General features: G+C 60.3%; 18 protein-coding genes and 1 pseudogene. 13 read left to right on the forward strand and 6 right to left on the reverse strand.

Annotated features, from left to right (window positions below):
- Window positions 1-2 precede the first annotated feature (2 nt).
- From KGB18_RS02775 to KGB18_RS02830, 12 genes and pseudogenes are all read left to right on the forward strand, one after another.
- Window positions 3-188, forward strand: coding sequence for a CcoQ/FixQ family Cbb3-type cytochrome c oxidase assembly chaperone (locus KGB18_RS02775; protein ID WP_003175465.1), 186 nt, complete (start codon window positions 3-5; stop codon window positions 186-188).
- Window positions 185-1,168, forward strand: coding sequence for a cytochrome-c oxidase, cbb3-type subunit III (ccoP, locus tag KGB18_RS02780; RefSeq protein ID WP_123720862.1), 984 nt, complete (start codon window positions 185-187; stop codon window positions 1,166-1,168). Before KGB18_RS02775 ends, ccoP begins: the two co-directional genes overlap by 4 nt.
- 176 nt (window positions 1,169-1,344) lie before the next feature.
- Window positions 1,345-1,590, forward strand: a complete 246-nt coding sequence (locus tag KGB18_RS02785; RefSeq protein ID WP_123720861.1) for a hypothetical protein — start codon at window positions 1,345-1,347, stop codon at window positions 1,588-1,590.
- Between the two features lie 209 nt (window positions 1,591-1,799).
- Window positions 1,800-2,056, forward strand: a pseudogene (locus tag KGB18_RS02790) (type II toxin-antitoxin system Phd/YefM family antitoxin).
- A gap of 228 nt (window positions 2,057-2,284) precedes the next feature.
- Window positions 2,285-3,700: a cytochrome c oxidase accessory protein CcoG gene (gene ccoG / locus KGB18_RS02795; protein ID WP_201059265.1), complete on the forward strand. Its 1,416-nt coding sequence runs from the start codon at window positions 2,285-2,287 to the stop codon at window positions 3,698-3,700.
- A gap of 11 nt (window positions 3,701-3,711) precedes the next feature.
- A complete protein-coding gene (locus KGB18_RS02800; protein WP_123720859.1) occupies window positions 3,712-4,251 on the forward strand; it encodes a FixH family protein in 540 nt (179 codons plus the stop codon).
- A gap of 140 nt (window positions 4,252-4,391) precedes the next feature.
- Window positions 4,392-6,842 (forward strand): heavy metal translocating P-type ATPase, encoded by a 2,451-nt coding sequence (locus tag KGB18_RS02805; RefSeq protein WP_223569350.1) that lies wholly within the window; start codon window positions 4,392-4,394, stop codon window positions 6,840-6,842.
- A gap of 22 nt (window positions 6,843-6,864) precedes the next feature.
- Complete coding sequence (gene ccoS, locus KGB18_RS02810; RefSeq protein ID WP_007905420.1) at window positions 6,865-7,083, forward strand: cbb3-type cytochrome oxidase assembly protein CcoS; 219 nt, start codon at window positions 6,865-6,867, stop codon at window positions 7,081-7,083.
- Window positions 7,076-7,759 (forward strand): sulfite exporter TauE/SafE family protein, encoded by a 684-nt coding sequence (locus KGB18_RS02815; protein ID WP_201059270.1) that lies wholly within the window; start codon window positions 7,076-7,078, stop codon window positions 7,757-7,759. Before ccoS ends, KGB18_RS02815 begins: the two co-directional genes overlap by 8 nt.
- A gap of 216 nt (window positions 7,760-7,975) precedes the next feature.
- Window positions 7,976-9,358, forward strand: a complete 1,383-nt coding sequence (gene hemN, locus KGB18_RS02820) for an oxygen-independent coproporphyrinogen III oxidase (RefSeq protein WP_123720856.1) — start codon at window positions 7,976-7,978, stop codon at window positions 9,356-9,358.
- 129 nt (window positions 9,359-9,487) lie between these two features.
- Window positions 9,488-10,222 (forward strand): fumarate/nitrate reduction transcriptional regulator Fnr, encoded by a 735-nt coding sequence (gene fnr, locus KGB18_RS02825; protein WP_052965436.1) that lies wholly within the window; start codon window positions 9,488-9,490, stop codon window positions 10,220-10,222.
- A 79-nt stretch (window positions 10,223-10,301) separates the two neighbouring features.
- The gene (locus tag KGB18_RS02830; protein ID WP_223569351.1) at window positions 10,302-10,850 is read left to right on the forward strand and encodes an adenine phosphoribosyltransferase; all 549 of its coding nucleotides are present in this window, start codon (window positions 10,302-10,304) and stop codon (window positions 10,848-10,850) included.
- Window positions 10,851-10,959: 109 nt separating this feature from the next.
- On the opposite strand, the gene KGB18_RS02835 is transcribed toward KGB18_RS02830, so the two are convergent.
- The 5 genes from KGB18_RS02835 to dnaX all read right to left on the reverse strand — a co-directional run bounded on the left by KGB18_RS02835 (window position 10,960) and on the right by dnaX (window position 16,758).
- Entirely contained in the window at window positions 10,960-12,108 is a 1,149-nt protein-coding gene (locus KGB18_RS02835; protein ID WP_123720855.1) for an acyl-CoA dehydrogenase family protein, read from the reverse strand.
- A gap of 154 nt (window positions 12,109-12,262) precedes the next feature.
- Complete coding sequence (gene recR / locus KGB18_RS02840) at window positions 12,263-12,865, reverse strand: recombination mediator RecR (RefSeq protein WP_008075173.1); 603 nt, start codon at window positions 12,863-12,865, stop codon at window positions 12,263-12,265.
- A 74-nt stretch (window positions 12,866-12,939) separates the two neighbouring features.
- On the reverse strand, window positions 12,940-13,977 hold the full coding sequence (locus tag KGB18_RS02845) for an NADP-dependent oxidoreductase (protein ID WP_123720854.1): 1,038 nt from the start codon (window positions 13,975-13,977) through the stop codon (window positions 12,940-12,942).
- Window positions 13,978-14,240: 263 nt separating this feature from the next.
- Window positions 14,241-14,579 (reverse strand): YbaB/EbfC family nucleoid-associated protein, encoded by a 339-nt coding sequence (locus tag KGB18_RS02850; RefSeq protein ID WP_007905413.1) that lies wholly within the window; start codon window positions 14,577-14,579, stop codon window positions 14,241-14,243.
- A gap of 67 nt (window positions 14,580-14,646) precedes the next feature.
- Complete coding sequence (gene dnaX / locus KGB18_RS02855) at window positions 14,647-16,758, reverse strand: DNA polymerase III subunit gamma/tau (protein ID WP_201059278.1); 2,112 nt, start codon at window positions 16,756-16,758, stop codon at window positions 14,647-14,649.
- Window positions 16,759-16,902: 144 nt separating this feature from the next.
- Here dnaX and KGB18_RS02860 point away from each other — a divergent pair, with 144 nt between their 5' ends.
- Window positions 16,903-17,655 (forward strand): substrate-binding periplasmic protein, encoded by a 753-nt coding sequence (locus KGB18_RS02860; protein WP_123720851.1) that lies wholly within the window; start codon window positions 16,903-16,905, stop codon window positions 17,653-17,655.
- 15 nt (window positions 17,656-17,670) lie between these two features.
- Here KGB18_RS02860 and KGB18_RS02865 read toward each other — a convergent pair whose 3' ends face one another.
- Window positions 17,671-19,371 (reverse strand): putative bifunctional diguanylate cyclase/phosphodiesterase, encoded by a 1,701-nt coding sequence (locus KGB18_RS02865; protein WP_223569352.1) that lies wholly within the window; start codon window positions 19,369-19,371, stop codon window positions 17,671-17,673.
- Window positions 19,372-19,759 lie beyond the last annotated feature (388 nt).

Here is a 19,759-nt window from a genome sequence, read left to right on the forward strand (position 1 = left end):
AGATGGATATCGGGATGATTCGTGGCCTGGGCACCGTTGTTGTGATGGTGGCCTTCATCGGTCTGGCGCTATGGGTGTTCAGCCCCAAGCGCAAGTCGGAGTTTGAAGACGCGACCTTGCTGCCTTTCGCGGATGATCCCGAAGCCATCAAGCACGTCGAGCAAGCTTCTAGGAGTAACAAAGAATGACTACGTTCTGGAGTCTGTACGTCACAGTCCTCAGTCTCGGCACCATCTTCGCCCTGACCTGGCTGCTGCTGTCCACCCGCAAGGGCCAGCGCAGCGAATCCACCGATGAAACGGTCGGCCACTCCTTCGACGGGATCGAGGAGTATGACAACCCGCTGCCGAAATGGTGGTTCATGCTGTTCGTGGGCACCATCATCTTCGCCCTCGGCTATCTGGTGCTGTACCCGGGCCTGGGTAACTGGAAAGGCCTGTTGCCGGGTTACAACTACCTCGATAACGAGAAGCAGACCGCGTTCGCCAACGGCCAGACTGGCTGGACCGGCGTTCACGAATGGGAAAAGGAAATGCTCAGGTCGGACGCCAAGTTCGGCCCGATCTTCGCCAAGTTTGCTTCCATGCCGATCGAAGAAGTCGCCAAAGACCCGCAAGCCCTGAAGATGGGTGGCCGCCTGTTCGCCTCCAACTGCTCGGTCTGCCACGGTTCCGACGCCAAAGGCGCCTACGGTTTCCCTAACCTGACCGACGCCGACTGGCGCTGGGGCGGTGAAGCGGAAACCATCAAGACCACCATCATGGGCGGTCGTCATGCCGTGATGCCGGCCTGGGCTGCAGTGATCGGCGAACAAGGCGTTGCTGACGTTGCCGCGTTCGTGCTGACCAACCTGGATGGCCGCAAGCTGCCGGAAGGCACCAAGGCCGATCCGGTTGCCGGCCAGAAACTGTTCGCCGCCAACTGCGTGGCGTGCCATGGCCCGCAAGGTAAAGGCACCCCAGCAATGGGCGCCCCTGACCTGACCCACCCGGCGGCGTTCATCTACGGTTCGAGCTTCGCTCAACTGCAGCAGACCATCCGTTACGGCCGTCAGGGCCAGATGCCTGCGCAAGAACAGCTGCAAGGCAACGACAAGGTTCACCTGCTGGCCGCTTACGTCTACAGCCTCTCTCACGGTGAGAAGGCAGCGGACGCGAATGCCCAGTAAGGCAAACGCCTGAAACAAAAAAGGCCCCGCTAATGAAAATTAGCGGGGCCTTTTTTGTTTCAGCAATGTGCTCATAACTTGAGACAAATGCTTAATAGACTCGAATTTCAGTGCCCTGTAGCGTTCATTCCCACCCCGATGATCAACGTCAGGGCCAACTTTCATGGAAGAACCACATGTCAAAGAATGACGACAACATGCCACTTCATCAGCCCTCTCCCTGCCTGCACGACGACATTGAACCAGCGCTTCAGGACGCTGTAGACGTTAAACCTGAAGACTCAGCGACAGGTGCAGGCGCGAAAAATACCCGAATCAGGTCTTTCGCCGACATAACTGACCTGGATGACGCAGATGGCGTGGATAGAAAACGTGATACCGGCAGTGGACTGGATAGCCTGGGAGGCGGCAGGCTGCCCTGATCCCCGGCACGGCCCATCAAACATTTACTGAAGCTACAAAAACGGCCCCTCATCTGATGGGGCCGTTTGCATTCAAGCCGACAGGGTTGAAGGTCGCGATCTCCGAAGCGGGTGACCCGGCAAGGCTGGGTTGAGCACAATAATTTCAACTTGCTGGATCACGAGCAGGGTAACAACGTTTCTACATCGGCATTTTCAGGAGCCTACGCATGGCCATCACCACCATTTCCAGTCGTGAATTCAACCAGGACACAAGTAGTGCCAAAAAAGCCACGCGTCATGAGCCGGGGTTGTCATCACCGACCGTGGCAAGCCTGCTCACGTACTGCTAAGCATTGAGGAGTACCAAAAACTGACTGGCATAAACGCCAACATGGTCGATTTGTTGGTGATGCCAGAAGCGGCAGACATCGAGTTCGAAACCGAGCGCGCCACTATCATCCATCGCCCCGTGCATCTGTCCTGATGTCAATCCATGGGACGAATGAGTTCGCCGCCCCTGCAAAACCGTCCATAATTCACAAGTCAATTGATTCAAGTCATTACACCATCAATTGATTTCTCCCAACGCGACCAAAGGTCGCACCCTTGCGCTAGAGCTACAGGCGTATCATTGCGCCACTGCAACACCTCTTTTTGACCGCGGTCGGCACGTACTGACCGGGGCATTTTTCCACTGCCGTGGGATGCAATGATGAGCAATCAGATTCCGGTACACGACGTTACTCCGCCTGCCAAGAACGCAAACAACAGCGTCGACCTCTACGCCTCTCGAGAAAAGATCTACACCCGCGCCTTCACCGGCCTGTTCCGCAACCTGCGGATGATCGGCGGTGCCGGGCTGTTTCTGCTGTATTTCGGCACGGTGTGGCTGAACTGGGGCGGTCATCAGGCCGTCTGGTGGAACCTGCCGGAACGTAAATTCTTCATTTTTGGCGCGACCTTCTGGCCTCAGGATTTCATCCTGCTCTCAGGTATTCTGATCGTCAGTGCCTTTGGCCTGTTCTTCATCACCGTGTATGCCGGTCGAGTCTGGTGCGGCTACACCTGCCCGCAAAGCGTCTGGACCTGGATCTTCATGTGGTGCGAAAAAGTCACCGAAGGCGACCGCAACCAGCGCATCAAGCTCGACAAGGCGCCGATGGGCGCCAACAAATTCTTGCGCAAATTCAGCAAGCACACGATGTGGCTGCTGATCGGTTTCGTGACCGGCATGACCTTCGTCGGTTACTTCTCGCCAATTCGCGAACTGGTGCTCGATTTCTTCACCGGCCAGGCCGATGGCTGGTCGTATTTCTGGGTCGGTTTCTTCACCCTCGCCACCTACGGCAACGCCGGCTGGCTGCGTGAGCAGGTATGTATTTACATGTGCCCGTACGCACGCTTCCAGAGCGTGATGTTCGACAAGGACACGCTGATCGTCTCCTACGACCCGCGTCGTGGCGAAAGCCGTGGGCCGCGCAAGAAAGGCATTGATTACAAGGCTCAGGGCCTGGGCGATTGCATCGACTGCACCATGTGCGTCCAGGTCTGCCCCACCGGCATCGACATTCGCGACGGCCTGCAAGTCGAATGCATCGGCTGCGCGGCGTGTATCGACGCCTGCGATAGCATCATGGACAAGATGGATTACCCGCGCGGCCTGATCAGCTACACCACCGAGCACAACCTGTCGGGGCAAAAAACCAATAAACTGCGTCCGCGCCTGATCGGCTATGCCACGGTGCTGCTGGCGATGATCGCGTTGCTGATGACCGCGTTCTTCATGCGTTCGCTGGTCGGTTTCGACGTCAGCAAAGACCGCGTGTTGTACCGTGAGAACGCCGAAGGCCGGATCGAAAACGTCTACAGCCTGAAGATCATGAACAAGGACCAGCGCGACCATACGTACGTGCTGGAAGCCACCGGCCTGCCGGATCTCAAGCTGCAAGGCAAGCGCGAGATCAAAGTCGCCGCCGGGGAGATTTTCAGCCAGCCAGTCGAACTGTCCAGCGCACCGGAACAACTGCCGTCGAGCACCAACGAGGTGAAATTCATCCTCAAGGATGCCGATGACGCCAACGTCCACGTTGAAGCCAAGAGCCGATTCATCGGCCCACAAATTCGTTGAGAGAAGTGATCATGCCCGCAGCAACTGCCGCAAGTCCTTGGTACAAGCATCTTTGGCCGTGGATCATCATCGCCATCCTGGCCTGCTCGGTGACCTTGACCCTGTCGATGGTGACCATCGCGGTGAACAACCCGGACAACCTGGTCAACGACAACTATTACGAAGCCGGCAAGGGCATTAACCGTTCGCTGGACCGCGAACTGCTGGCCCAGACCCTGCAACTGCGTGCCAGCGTGCACCTGGATGACGTAACCGGCGAAGTCGACCTGCGCCTGAGCGGCAACAGCCAGCCGAAAACCCTTGAGCTGAACCTGATTTCGCCAACCCAGCCAGAGAAAGATCGCAAGATCACCCTGGCCCGCAGCGAAACCGAACAGGGCCGCTACATCGGCCAGTTGAGCGACAGGATTGAAGGTCGTCGCTTCGTCGAATTGCTGGGCGTGCAGGATGACAAGATCTGGCGCATGTTCGAAGAAGAACAGGTCAGCCATGCCAAGGATCTGCTGCTCGGTGATGAGCCGCTGCAGGGTGCGGAAGACCTGAAAAAATAAAGTCGCGATTCGCGCATCGCGAGCAGGCTCGCTCCCACAGTAGATCTGCGGTGTACATGAATTTTGTGCACGACATCGATCAAATGTGGGAGCGAGCCTGCTCGCGATGAGGCCCTCCCGGACGATATAGATTCCAGCTCATGAGTACTCCTACCCCCTGCTACCACTGCGCCCTGCCCGTCCCGGCCGGCAGCCGCTTCACCGCCGCCGTCCTCGGGGATACCCGCGAGTTCTGCTGCCCGGGTTGCCAGGCAGTGGCCGAGGCCATCGTGGCCGGTGGGCTGGAAAGCTATTACCAGCATCGCAGTGAAGCCTCGGCCAACCCCGAAGCCTTGCCGGTACAGTTGGTGGACGAGTTGGAACTCTACGACCGCGCCGACGTGCAGCAACCTTTTGTTCGCCACGAAGGCGAACTCGCCGAAACCACCCTGTTGATGGAAGGCATCAGTTGCGCCGCCTGCGGCTGGTTGATCGAGAAACACCTGCGCGCCTTGCCAGCGGTGGCCGAAGCACGCCTGAATCTGTCCAACCATCGCCTGCATGTACGCTGGGCCGACGCGCAATTGCCATTGAGCCAAGTGCTCAGCGAATTGCGCCACATCGGTTACGCCGCCCACCCTTATCAGGCCGACCGCGCCAGCGAACAACTGGCCAGCGAAAACCGCCTGGCCCTGCGTCAACTCGGTGTCGCCGGGCTGCTGTGGTTCCAGGCGATGATGGCGACCATGGCCACCTGGCCGGAATTCAACATCGACCTCAGCCCAGAACTGCACACCATCCTGCGCTGGGTCGCGCTGTTTCTGACCACCCCGATCGTGTTTTACAGCTGCGCGCCGTTCTTCAAGGGCGCGATGCGCGATCTGCGCACCCGTCACCTGACCATGGACGTCTCGGTGTCGCTGGCGATCGGCAGTGCCTATATCGCCGGGATCTGGACCTCAATCACCGGGGTTGGCGAGCTGTATTTCGATGCGGTAGGGATGTTCGCGCTATTCCTGCTGGCCGGGCGTTATCTGGAACGTCGTGCCCGGGAACGCACCGCCGCCGCGACCGCACAGCTGGTCAATCTGTTGCCCGCCTCTTGCCTGCGGCTGAGTGCTGATGGCCAGAGCGAGCGGATTCTGCTCAGTGAGTTGCGCGTGGGCGATCAGGTGCTGGTGCATCCCGGAGCAATTCTGCCGGCCGATGGCAAAATCCTCGACGGTCAATCGAGCATCGACGAATCCCTGCTGACCGGCGAATATCTGCCACAGCCACGAACCCCGGGCGATGCCGTCACCGCCGGCACCTTGAACGTCGAAGGTGCGCTGACCGTGGAAGTCCTGGCGCTGGGACAGGACACCCGACTGTCGGCCATCGTCCGCCTGCTCGATCGCGCCCAAGCCGAAAAGCCGCGACTGGCGGAAATCGCCGACCGCGCCGCCCAATGGTTTTTGCTGTTGTCACTTATCGCGGTGGCCGCCATCGGCCTGCTGTGGTGGGAACTGGATTCTTCGCGAGCCTTCTGGATCGTCCTGGCGATGCTGGTTGCGACGTGCCCGTGCGCCTTGTCGCTGGCCACGCCAACCGCCCTCACCGCCGCCACTGGAACGCTGCACAAGCTCGGTCTTTTGTTGACGCGCGGTCATGTGCTGGAAGGCCTGAACCAGATCGACACGGTGATATTCGACAAGACCGGCACCCTCACCGAAGGTCGCCTGGCCTTGCGTTCGATCCGCCCGCTTGGCCCCCTGACCAGCGATCAATGCCTGAGCCTCGCCGCCGCTTTGGAAAACCGCTCCGAGCACCCGATTGCCCGGGCTTTTGGCCGCGCACCGCTGGCCGCCGAAGAAGTTCACAGCACACCGGGCCTGGGTCTGGAAGGGTTGGTCGGCGCACAACGCCTGCGCATTGGCCAACCGGGTTTTGTCTGCGAACTCAGCGACGCTCAAGTGCCAGTAATGCCCGATGAGGCCGGCCAATGGCTGTTGCTCGGCGACAGTCAAGGGCCGCTGGCGTGGTTCGTACTCGATGACCGTTTGCGCGCCGACGCGCCCGCCCTGCTCGCAGCGTGCAAGGCTCGTGGTTGGCGCACGCTGCTGCTGTCCGGCGACAGCTCGCCGATGGTCGCCAGCGTCGCTGCCGAACTGGGCATCGACGAGGCCCGTGGCGGTTTGCGTCCGGACGATAAACTGCAGGTGCTGCAACAGCTGCACAAGGAAGGTCGCAAGGTGTTGATGCTCGGTGACGGGGTCAACGATGTACCGGTGCTGGCCGCCGCCGACATCAGCGTGGCGATGGGTTCGGCCACCGATCTGGCGAAAACCAGTGCCGACGCGGTGCTGCTGTCGAACCGTCTCGACGCGCTGGTGCAAGCCTTCAGCCTGGCCCGTCGCACCCGTCGGGTCATCATCGAGAACTTGCTGTGGGCGGCGCTGTACAATGGCCTCATGTTGCCGTTCGCCGCCCTCGGCTGGATCACTCCGGTATGGGCTGCGGTCGGCATGTCGATCAGTTCGTTGACCGTGGTGTTGAATGCCCTGCGCCTGACTCGCTTGCCGAGCGCGCCGGCCGTCAGCACCACGCCAGAAACCCGCCCGCTGCCGGCCTGAACCGCGCAGGCATGGAGTCCAGATGCCAGCTCTCTACGTGATGATCCCGGCCGCGCTGCTGATCGTGGCCATCGCTATCTATATCTTCTTCTGGGCAGTCGACAGCGGTCAGTACGACGACCTCGACGGCCCGGCCCACAGCATCCTGTTCGACGATCAGGACCCGAACCACAAGGCAGCGGTCGACGAGGCCAGCGGCCATCCGGCCAAACCGGACGACAAGGCGCCGCCCCATGCTTGAGTTGGCGCCACTGCTGGTGTCTGCGCTGATCCTCGGCCTGCTCGGCGGCGGGCATTGCCTGGGCATGTGTGGCGGCTTGATGGGCGCCCTGACCCTGGCGATCCCCAAGGAGCAACGCAGCCGACGCTTTCGATTGTTGCTGGCCTACAACCTGGGGCGAATTCTCAGCTACGCCGCGGCCGGCCTGCTGATCGGTCTGGCCGGCTGGGCCGTGGCCAATAGCCCGGCGGCGATGTTCATGCGCATCCTCGCCGGACTGCTGCTGATCGTCATGGGGCTGTACCTGGCCGGCTGGTGGAGCGGCCTGACCCGCATCGAAAGCCTCGGCCGTGGCCTGTGGCGGCATATCCAGCCGGTGGCCAACAAACTACTGCCAGTGTCGAACCTGCCCCGCGCCCTGCTGCTGGGCGCACTCTGGGGCTGGCTGCCGTGCGGGTTGGTTTACAGCACATTGCTGTGGTCGGCGAGCCAGGGCAATGCGCTGGACAGTGCGTTGCTGATGCTGGCATTCGGGCTGGGCACCTGGCCGGTGCTGCTCGCCACAGGGCTGGCGGCCGAGCGCGTCACGGGGTTGTTGCGCAAACGCAGCGTACGCATGACAGGTGGCTTGCTGGTGATGATGTTCGGCATCTGGACCTTGCCTGGGCCGCATCAACATTGGCTCATGGGGCATTAGATCGGCGGTGGCCCCATCGCGGGCAAGCCCGCTCCCACAGGACTTGAGGATTACCTCAATTCTGTGATCCAAACAAAGACCCTGTGGGAGCGGGCTTGCCCGCGATGGGGCCGGTACCAGCACCACAAATCCCGACCCTTGATGCAAATCAAGATGCCTTTGCGCACTTCTCCCTAGACTCGCCCACATGCCAGCCTATCTCGGGGGAATGCCCGCATGCTCGACGCCATTCGTTGGGACACAGATCTGATCCGCCGTTATGACCTGGCGGGACCGCGCTACACCTCGTACCCGACCGCCGTGCAATTCGACAGCCAGGTCGGCACCTTCGACCTGTTTCATGCCCTGCGCGACAGCCGTAAAGCCCTGCGGCCGCTGTCGCTGTATGTGCACGTGCCGTTCTGTGCGAACATTTGCTACTACTGCGCCTGCAACAAAGTCATCACCAAGGACCGTGGCCGCGCCCTGCCCTATTTGCAGCGCCTGGAACAGGAAATCCAGTTGATTGCCTGTCATCTCGACCCCTCGCAGAAAGTCGAGCAACTGCATTTCGGCGGCGGCACGCCGACCTTTCTCAGCCATGACGAACTGCGCCAGTTGATGGCTCAGCTGCGCAAGCATTTCAATTTGCTGGACGACGATTCCGGCGACTACGGCATCGAGATCGACCCTCGCGAGGCTGATTGGTCGACCATGGGCCTGCTCCGGGAACTGGGCTTCAACCGGGTCAGTATCGGCCTGCAAGACCTCGACCCGGCGGTACAACGGGCGGTCAATCGCCTGCAAAGCCTGGAAGAAACCCGCGCGGTGATCGACGCTGCCCGGACCCTGCAATTTCGCTCGATCAACATCGACTTGATCTACGGCCTGCCGAAGCAGACGCCCGAAAACTTCGCCCGCACCATCGACGAAGTCATCAGCCTGCAACCGGATCGGCTCTCGGTGTTCAACTACGCCCATCTGCCGGAACGCTTCATGCCGCAACGGCGGATCAACAGCGACGAACTGCCGACCCCGGCGCAAAAACTGGAAATGCTCCAGGGAACCATCGAGCAGCTGACCAAGGCCGGTTATCGATATATCGGCATGGACCACTTTGCGCTGCCCGACGATGAACTGGCGATTGCTCAGGAAGAATCGACCCTGCAACGTAACTTCCAGGGCTATACCACCCACGGTCATTGCGATTTGATCGGTCTGGGGGTATCGGCGATCAGCCAGATCGGCGATTTGTACTGCCAGAACAGCAGTGATCTGAACCAGTACCAGAATGCGTTGGCCAGCGCACAGCTGGCCACCAGCCGTGGCCTGCTGTGCAACGCCGATGACCGCCTGCGACGTGCCGTCATCCAACAACTGATCTGCACTTTCGGCCTGGAATTCGCCCAGATCGAACAAGCCTTCAACATCGACTTTCGGGGTTACTTCGGCGAACTCTGGCCACAGTTGCAGGGAATGGCCGACGACGGACTGATCGAACTTGATAACGAACGGATTACCGTACTGCCCGCCGGACGATTGCTGGTGCGTTCGGTGTGCATGGTGTTCGACGCGTACCTGGAACAGCAAAATCGCCAGCGGTTTTCACGGGTTATCTAGCCATCAGCTCACTGGCCGGTCTGCGAAACGTTTATTTTATGACCCTGCGACAAAATCGCCGCGTGCCTGAATGTCCTCCCGTGGGTTACCCTTACAGCTTATGTGTGTTTTCCCACAAGGATTAAAGAAATGTCCGAGCCAGTAAAGCTGCGCGCTCATAGCCAGGCCCATTGCAAGGATTGCAGCCTGGCCCCCCTCTGCCTGCCACTTTCTCTGAATCTGGAAGACATGGATGCGCTGGACGATATCGTCAAACGTGGTCGCCCGCTGAAAAAAGGCGAGTTCCTGTTTCGCCAGGGCGACACGTTCGATTCCGTTTATGCAGTACGCTCCGGCGCCCTGAAGACTTTCAGCCTGAGCGATGGCGGCGAAGAGCAGCTCACCGGTTTCCATTTGCCGAGTGAACTGGTCGGCCTGTCGGGCATGGACACTGAAAAGCACCCGGTCTCGGCGCAAGCCCTGGAAACCACCTCGGTGTGCGAAATTCCTTTCGATCGCCTCGACGAACTGGCCCTGCAACTGCCACAACTGCGCCGTCAGTTGATGCGGGTGATGAGCCGCGAGATTCGCGACGATCAGCAGATGATGTTGCTGCTGTCGAAGAAAACCGCCGACGAGCGCATCGCCACGTTCCTGGTCAACCTGTCGGCCCGTTTCCGCGCCAGGGGCTTCTCGGCCAACCAGTTCCGGTTGAGCATGTCGCGCAACGAAATCGGCAATTATCTGGGCCTGGCGGTGGAAACCGTGTCCCGGGTGTTCACCCGTTTCCAGCAAAACGAACTGATCGCCGCCGAAGGCAAGGAAATCCACATCCTTGATCCGATCCAGCTCTGCGCCCTGGCCGGCGGCTCGCTCGACGGCTGATCGTGGCGACGGCGGCTGAGCGAAACGGTTCAGCCGCCGTTATACTGCGACGTTTGCAGCCCGCCAGGACACCTCGACGATGGTCTTCGACTCCTTCGACATCAAATCCCTGATCCGCCCCGTGATCGACTTCCCCAAGCCGGGCGTGATCTTTCGCGACATTACCCCATTATTCCAGTCACCCACGGCCCTGCGCCTGGTGATGGACAGCTTTGCCCATCGTTACGTCGAAGCGGACTTCACCCACATTGGCGCCATGGATGCCCGTGGCTTTCTGATCGGTTCGATCCTGGCCTATCAGTTGAACAAACCGCTGGTGCTGTTCCGCAAGCAGGGCAAATTGCCGGCCGACGTGCTGGCCGAGGGTTATCAGACCGAGTACGGCGAAGCCTTTCTCGAAGTCCATGCCGACAGCCTGTGTGAGGGTGATGCGGTGGTGATGTTCGATGACCTGATTGCCACCGGCGGCACGCTGATCGCGGCGGCGAACCTGATTCGGCGCATGGGCGCGCGAGTGCATGAAGCGGCGGCGATCATTGACTTGCCGGAGCTGGGTGGTTCGCAGCGGCTGGATGACATGGGGATTCCTACTTTTTGCCTGACGCAGTTTGCCCTTACCGATAAATAAGCAGCGTCTGTACTGACGTCATCGCGGGCAAGCCCGCTCCCACAGGGATCACCTGAGACCTGTGGGAGCGGGCTTGCCCGCGATGGCGTCAGCCGCAACACCGCAAAACTCAAAGCCCCATCTGCTTACTGATGATCTCGTTCATCACTTCCCGCGTCCCGCCGCCGATCGACAGAATCCGGTTATCCCTATACAGCCGCTCCACCAGACTTTCACGCATGTAACCCAGACCGCCCAGAATCTGCACCGCATCGGTCGTAATGCGATCAGCCGTGTCGGTGGCGAAATTCTTGGCCATGGAAATCTCCTTGATCACGCTCTGCCCCGCGGCCATTTTCGCCGCCTGGCGATAGGTGAATTCCCGTGACACCTCCAGCGCCGTGGCCATTTCCGCAAGACGGTGCTTGAGCACCTGGAACTTGCCGATAGGTTTGCCGAAGGCTTCACGCTGACGGGCCCACTTCAGGCTCTCCTCCAGCGCCAACTGCGCGGTCATGTTGGCCATCAGCGCCAGGGCCAGACGCTCGCTCTGGAAGTTGCCCATGATGCAGGCGAAGCCCATGTTCTCGGCCCCGATCAGATGGCCCGCCGGTACTCGGCAATCATCGAAAAACAGTTCGGCGGTGTCCGACGCCCACCAGCCCATTTTTTTCAACTGACGACCGACGGTGAACCCGGGCGTGCCCTTCTCGATCAGCAACAAACTGATGCCGCCAAACCCCGGCTCGCCGGTGCGCACCGCGACGGTGTAGAAATCCGCACGAACGCCGCTGGTAATGAAGGTTTTGCTGCCGCTGACCCGGTAAAAGTCGCCGTCACGTATGGCGCGGGTTTGCAGGTTGGCGACGTCGGAGCCGCCGCTGGGCTCGGTGACGGCCAGGGCGCTGATCTTCTCGCCTGCGAGCACCTGAGGCACAACGCGATCGCGGACTTCGGACCTGGCCCACTTGAGGATCGGCGGCAAACCAATGTCCAGCGAGCCCAGCCCCGCGACCAGACCACCGGAACCGCAGCGCATCAGCTCTTCACTGGCAGCGATTTTGGCGAACACATCACCTTCGTGACTGCCACCCAAGGCTTCTGGATAACCAATGCCCAAAATCCCCGCCGCGCCGGCCTTCAGGTAGAGCTCACGGGGGAAGCTTTCGGCTTCTTCCCACTGGTCGATGTCCGGAAGAATCTCGCGCTCGACGAAACGTCTGACGCTGTCGCGGACCAATTGGTGGCTGGGATCGAAGTATTCCTGAAAGGCAGGCATCGGCGAGCTCCACTGAAGGTTCAGCGAAGTTAACCGAGCGCTTGCTTGGTTTTCAATAGAAGGAGTCGCGGAAGATCAAAAGATCGCAGCCTTCGGCAGCTCCTACGCGCCTGTGGGCGCCGCCGAAGGCTGCGATCTTTTGATTTTGATGCGGTTACAGCGAGATCGGCTTACGCCCGGCAAACGAATGCGCCAATGTCCCGCCGTCCACCAGTTCCAGCTCGCCACCCAACGGCACACCATGGGCGATGCGCGAGGCGATCAGGCCTTTGTTGCTGAGCAACTGGGCGATGTAATGCGCCGTGGCTTCGCCTTCCACCGTCGGGTTGGTGGCGAGGATGACTTCGGCAAACGTACCCGCCTCTTCGATCCGCGCCATCAATTGTGGAATGCCGATGGCGTCCGGCCCCAACCCGTCGAGGGGCGATAGATGGCCTTTGAGCACGAAGTAGCGACCGCGAAAACCGGTCTGCTCCACGGCGTAAACGTCCATCGGACCTTCCACCACACACAGCAAGGTGTCGTCGCGGCGAGGATCAGCGCATTGCGGGCACAGATCGTCTTCGGTCAGCGTGCGGCACAAGCGGCAGTGGCCCACTCCTTCCATGGCCTGGCTCAGCGCCTGGGCCAGTCGCGAACCGCCGCTGCGATCACGCTCAAGCAGTTGCAACGCCATGCGCTGGGCAGTTTTCTGACCCACACCCGGCAAAATTCGCAGGGCATCGATCAGTTGGCGAATCAAAGGGCTGAAGCTCATGGGGAAAAGTCCGACATAACAACGAGACGCGGTTTATACCCGCGCCTCTGTTTAGCGTCAAATAGCACCGTCAATTACTCAGTCTGCGCGACCCGCACCACCAGTTTGCCGAAGTTGCGTCCCTCCAGCAGACCGATGAATGCCTGGGGCGCGTTCTCCAGACCGTCGACCACGTCTTCACGGAATTTCACCTTGCCGTCCCGCACCCACGGGGCCATGGCGCTGATGAACTCCGGCTGACGATCACCGTAGTCATCGAACACAATGAAGCCCTGAATCCGTACGCGCTTGGTCAGCAGTGTGCGTTGCAACTGAGGCAAGCGATCCGGCCCGCTAGGCGCTTCATTGGCGTTGTAGGACGCAATCAGACCGCAAAGAGGAATCCGCGCCTTGGGGTTGAGCAGCGGCAGCACCGCATCGAACACCTTGCCACCGACGTTTTCAAAGTAGATATCGACGCCTTTGAAGCAGGCCAGCGCCAACTCTTCGGCGAAATCCGGGCGCTTGTGGTCGATGCAGGCATCGAAGCCCAGCTCCTCGACCACGTAGCGGCATTTGTCCGCACCACCGGCCACACCGACCACTCGCAAGCCCTTGATCTTCGCCACTTGGCCGACCACCGAACCCACCGCGCCGGACGCAGCCGCTACCACCAGGGTTTCGCCCTCCTTGGGCTGGCCGATGTCCATCAACCCCATGTAGGCGGTCATACCGGGCATGCCCAGTACACCCAGGGCCATCGAAGGACTCTGCAGCCCGGACGGGATCGGAATGATGTTGCGCCCGTCGCTGATGCTGTGGCTTTGCCACCCCGTGACGCCGACCACCAGATCACCCTCATGGAATTTCGGATGCAGCGAGCGTTCGACACGACTGACAGCCCCACCGGTCATCACCTCGTCGATTTCTATCGGTGCAGCGTAGGACTGCGCGTCGCTCATACGACCGCGCATGTAGGGATCGAGCGACAGATAAAGCGTCTTGAGCAACACCTGACCGTCGGCCAGGTCTGGCAGTGCTACCCGTTCCAGGCGGAAATTCTCTGGTGTCGGCGCGCCCACCGGGCGGGACACCAGAACGATTCGTTGGTTGAGGGTCAATGCTTGTGGCATGTGAGCGTCTCCTTGATCGATGAATTTCAGCGGTATAGGGAGCAGACATTTGTGGCGGTGTCGGGTTCGAAGTTTCGTCAGTTGTACCGAGGTGATTTCATCGCGGGCAAGCCACGCTCCCACAGGATTCAGGTGATCACTGTGGGAGCGGGCTTGCCCGCGAAGGCTGCCTCACCGGCACCATACTTCCAACAGACAGAAACAAAAATGCCAGGCGCGATGCCTGGCATTTTTTTGTAACCCATCCGATGCGCGTTGGCGAATCAGAATGGCAGTTTCATACCCGGTGGCAATTGCATGCCAGCGGTCACGCCGGACATTTTGTCCTGGCTGTTGGCTTCGATCTTGCGCACGGCGTCGTTTACGGCTGCGGCGAATACCGCCTCCAGCATTTCCTTGTCGTCTTCGCTCAGGCCTTCGACCAGGCTTGGGTCGATGGTCACGCGCTTGACGTCGTGACGACCGGTCATCACCACGGTGACCATGTCGCCGCCGGCTTTACCGGTGACTTCGGCGTTGGCCAGTTCTTCCTGCATCTTGGCCATTTTTTCCTGCATCTGCTGCGCCTGCTTCATCAGGCCGGCCATGCCACCTTTCATCATGGGAATCACCTCAAAAGTACTTGGATAAAAACAGCGCCCGGCGAATGCGGCCAAGCGCCTTCAGTTATTAGTCCTGACTGACCAGGGCCTCGACAGGTTCAATAGTATCGTGACGGACCACCGCCCCGAACTGCTGCATCATTTGCTGGATGAACGGATCGCCGTGGATCGATTCCTCGGCCTCGCGTTGACGGTTGGCACGCCGGCGGGATGAGGCCTGAGCCGGGGTTTCCTGCTCGGGCTTGATCAGCTCCATGCTCAGGGTCAGCGTGCGCCCGTGGAACTGGTTCAGTGCATCGTTGAGGCGACGTTGCTGTGTCGCGTTGAACAAGGCGCTGTGAGCCGGGTCCAGGTGCAACAACCAATTGTCGCCATCGACGGCGATCAGCGTGCAGTTGGCGGCGATGCTGGCGGTCATGCCGGACACCGGCAGTTTCGGGAACACCTCCAGCCATTGCAGGGCCAGACCCGTGGCCGGCATCGCGGCCGGTTCTGGCTCGGGTTCCGGCGCAGGTTCGGCGGTGTGCTCGCTGGCCAGTTCGTCGAGATAGCTATAGGCCGAATCCATGTCCGGCTCTATGTAATCCTCGTCCAGCGGCGGCTCGTCGTCCTGATCCATGCCAGGCGTGGCGGCATCGACTTCGGCCATGGACGGTTCCGGAATCGGCGCAGCGGCCCATTCCGGCGCGTCCGGCACCACACTGTCCGGCGTCGGCATGGGCATCGGTGGCAATTCGGGTTGTTCGCCAGCCGTTTCCAGCACCGGCTCGACCGCGGGCTGCTGGACAACTTCCGGCTCTACCGGGTCGTTCCACGGCAGATCGACGACTTCTTCGACCGCTACGGGTTCGGCAACAGGCTCGGGCTCGGGCTCAGGCTCAGGCGCGACCACGGGCACAGCCACGGGCGCGACCGGCTCAGGCGCAGCTACCGGGACAGGGGCCGGCGCCACCACGGGCGCAACAGGAGCCGGTGTAACGGCCGTAGCGACTACCGGCGCAACAACCGGCGCGGCAGCCACTGAATTTGCGGAATCAACTGTGGCCTGGCTGATCCCCACTGTCTTTAGCGGTTGCCTCGGCGCGTCCGCAGTGTCTGCCGGCCGGAACGCGAGCATTCGCAGCAGGACCATTTCGAAACCGCCGCGCGGGTCCGGCGCCAGCGGCAAGTCCCGGCGACCGATCAGGCCCATCTGGTAATAGAACTGCACGTCTTCAGCCGGCAATGCCTGGGCCAGAGCCAATACGCGATCACGGTCACCATGACCGTTGTCGACGCCTTCAGGCAGGGCCTGGGCGATGGCGACACGGTGCAGCACATTGAGAATTTCCGAGAGCACGCCGTTCCAGTCCGGGCCTTGTTCGGCCAGATGGCGCACGGCTTCGAGCAATGCCTTGGCGTCGCCTTCGATCAGCGCATGCAGGACGTCGTAGACCTGGCCGTGATCGAGAGTACCGAGCATGGCCCGCACGTCGGCGGCCATGACCTTGCCTTCACCGAAAGCAATGGCCTGATCGGTCAGGCTCATGGCGTCGCGCATCGAACCGTCGGCGGCGCGGCCCAGCAGCCACAGCGCGTCGTCTTCGAACGGCACGTTCTCGACGCTCAGCACGTGGGTCAGATGCTCGACCACCCGTTCCGGGGTCATGTTCTTCAGGGAGAACTGCAGGCAACGCGACAGAATCGTTGCAGGAAGTTTCTGCGGATCGGTGGTCGCCAGGATGAACTTGACGTAAGGCGGCGGCTCTTCAAGGGTTTTCAACAGCGCATTAAACGAATGGCTGGAGAGCATGTGCACTTCGTCGATCAGGTAGACCTTGAAGCGCCCGCGGCTCGGTGCGTACTGCACGTTGTCGAGCAGTTCGCGGGTGTCTTCGACCTTGGTCCGGCTCGCGGCGTCGATCTCGATCAGGTCGACGAAGCGGCCTTCATCGATTTCGCGGCACACCGAGCACTCGCCACAGGGGGTTGAAGTGATACCTGTTTCACAGTTCAGGCATTTGGCGATGATCCGCGCGATGGTGGTCTTGCCAACCCCGCGGGTACCGGTAAAAAGGTACGCGTGGTGCAGCCGTTGGCTGTCCAAGGCATTGATCAGAGCCTTGAGCACATGGGTCTGGCCGACCATTTCGCCGAACGAGCGCGGACGCCATTTACGTGCAAGAACCTGATAACTCATCGAAAACCGTCGCAACGAAGGAACAGAAGCGGCTAATGCTAGCGGAGCAAGGCCAAAATTGCATCCGGTGCGCTCGTCTATTCTGGCTAAGCTGCACTTTAAGGGGCTTTTAATGGCTCAGGTTTGAGCCGTACCGGAGCGTTTATGCGTTTTGCCTTGGGGGCACTGCTGTTGGTCAGCCTGAACGTCTCAGCCGCCGAGGCGCCGTTGCGCTTTGTCGTGTCCGACAGCTGGGCCATGCCCATGGCGCAGATGGAGCGCGGCGGCCGACCGACCCAGGGCATTCTGCACGACATCATGCTCAGCCTGGCGACACAGGTCGGCATGCCGGCGCAATTTCATGTCTTGCCTCGGGCACGGGTGCAAAACGCCATGGAACACGGCGAAGTCGATGTGCGCTGTTATATCTCAAAATCCTGGTTGCCGAACCTGTCCGGCAACTATATCTGGAGCGTTCCACTGCTGGTTCAGCGCGACTTGCTGATTGGCCGGCGAGGCTCACCCGACACGGTCAACCCGGCAGAGCTGCCGCAGCAGTCGATCGGCACAGTGCTCGGCTATAGCTACCCGACCCTGCAACCGCTGTTCGACGCCGACCGCCTGCACCGCGATGACGCGCGCAATCAGGAACAGGTGCTGGATAAACTCCTGGCCGGACGCTACCGATATGCCGTGAGCAGCCAATGGACCCTGGACTGGTTCAACCAGCGCCTGCTACCCGACCGACAACTGCAAAGCGTAGCGCTGGTACACGAACAAACCGTCGGCTGCTACGTGCGCAACGACCCCAAGGTGCCTGTGCAACGCATTCTGGACACGTTGCTGCAAATGAAAACGTCCGGGGAGATTGATGACATTATCCGGCTCTATACCGGTAACCCTGCTGCCAACCAGTAGCAGCTGCATGATGTCTCAGGCTGTCTGGCCGAGCGCCTGCCATTGCGACGGGGCGACAAACCCTGCCACCCAGCCAGGCACCTCACCGGGAGGCATCGGGCGGGCGATGAAATAGCCTTGAGCGACTTCGCATCCCAGCCGCAACAGCAATTCACCGTGCTCAACGCTTTCCAGCCCCTCGGCAATCACCTGCCGGCCGAACGCACGGGCCAGGCCAATCACCGCCGTGGTCAGAGCCAGGTCGTCGTGATCATTCAGAATGTCACGCACGAACGACTTATCGATTTTGATGGTTTGGGTACGTAAACGCTTGAGGTAACTCAGGGACGAGTAACCCGTGCCAAAGTCACCCAACGAGAACTGCACCCCCAACGCCTGACAGGCCTGCAAACAGGCACTGACATGCTGGATATTCTCGATCGCCACTGACTCGACGATTTCCAGATCGAGCATCTGCGGGGCGACTTGGGCATGTCGAGCGAGGACCTGCCTGAGCCGGTCGACAAAATCGGCGCGCTGAAAATGTCGCGCCGCGATATTGATACTGATCGGCCAGCCCTGCCCCGCTTGCTGCCAACGGTGCAACTGCGACAAAACCTGATCCATCACCCATTCGCCGATATCGATGATCAGGTCGGTGTCCTCCACCAGCGGCAAAAACTCCCGGGGTGGCACCATGCCGTTTTGCGGGTGCTCCCAACGCAACAACGCCTCGAAACCGACGACCACGCCGCGGCGCATGTTCACCTTGGGCTGAAAATGCAGGCGTAACTCACCGGCGACCAGCGCCTGACGCACCCGCTCGACGGTCTGGTGCGTGGCCTTGACCTCCTGATCCCGAGAGACATCGAATAGATGAAAGCGGTTTCGCCCGCTCTGCTTGGCCACATACATCGCCTGGTCGGCATGACGCAGCAGGGTTTCGGCATCTTCGTTATCGTGGGGAAACAGGGTGACGCCGATACTGGCGAACACATTGATGTCCTTGCCATGCAGTGTGTAAGGCGCCGAAATCGCCCCCAACACGCGATTCAGCGCCGCGCGCAACTCCTGCAGATCACGCACATAACGCAGCACCAGCACGAACTCGTCACCGGCCAGTCGGGCCACCACGTCTTCGCCGCGCACAATGTCGCGCAAACGCTTGGCCACTTCCACCAGCAACATATCGCCACTGGCGTGACCGTAACCGTCGTTGACCGCCTTGAACCCGTCGAGGTCAAGCATGCACACCGCCAACGGAATATTTTCATGCCGGGAGAATTCCAGCGCCTGATCCAGTAAATCCGACAGGAACGCGCGATTGGGCAGCCCGGTCAGCACGTCGTGCCCGACCCGCCATTGCAAGGATTGCAGGAGTTGGCGTTTTTCGCTGATGTCGAACCGAATCGACAGGTATCGGTGAATGCGCCCGGTGGAATCATCGAGCACCGGCACCATGGTGCTGTCGACCCAATACAGGCTGCCATCCTTGGCGCGATTACAGATTTCGCCCTTCCAGATATTACCCAGGGCGATGGTGCGCCACATGGCGGCGAAGAAGTCGGCGGAATGCAGGCCGGAGTTCAGCAGGCGATGGTTTTGCCCCAGCAGTTCCTCACGGCTGTAGCCGGACACGGCGCAGAATTGATCGTTGACATAGGTAATCCGGCCGTTCAGATCGGTCTCGGAAAAAATGGCGGCTGCATCCACGGCCCTGCGGTATTTCTCATCCATGAGTCAGGCTCACTGTCGCTAGCGGTGGTACCGCTCGACCAGCACAGGATGCCCGGAAGAGGTGTTTTGAGACGTACTGCGCAGAGACACGTTATCACTCCATGAACAGCATTTGATGGCCCCGGACCGCCGAAGATCCAGGGCAAAGTAGCAACACCGACTCTGGTAATATTTCGCGAGGTTTCAGACCGTCAGCGGCCTCTGTGCATACCCGGCAGGGAACGCAATGCTGGCTTTTTCATATCGCCTAAACTTCAGAAAGCAGATCACCCAATAACCCTTCGAAGCGGCGATTCTACGAAATGCATCACATTTTGCAAAGCAAGGTGATGGATCATGCAGTTGCCTAATGCAAAAATCTATCGTTAAGTTCTTGATTCTAAATGGG

The sequence above is a fragment of the Pseudomonas sp. BF-R-26 genome (assembly GCF_019947395.1).
GTDB classification, from domain to species: Bacteria; Pseudomonadota; Gammaproteobacteria; order Pseudomonadales; family Pseudomonadaceae; genus Aquipseudomonas; species Aquipseudomonas farris.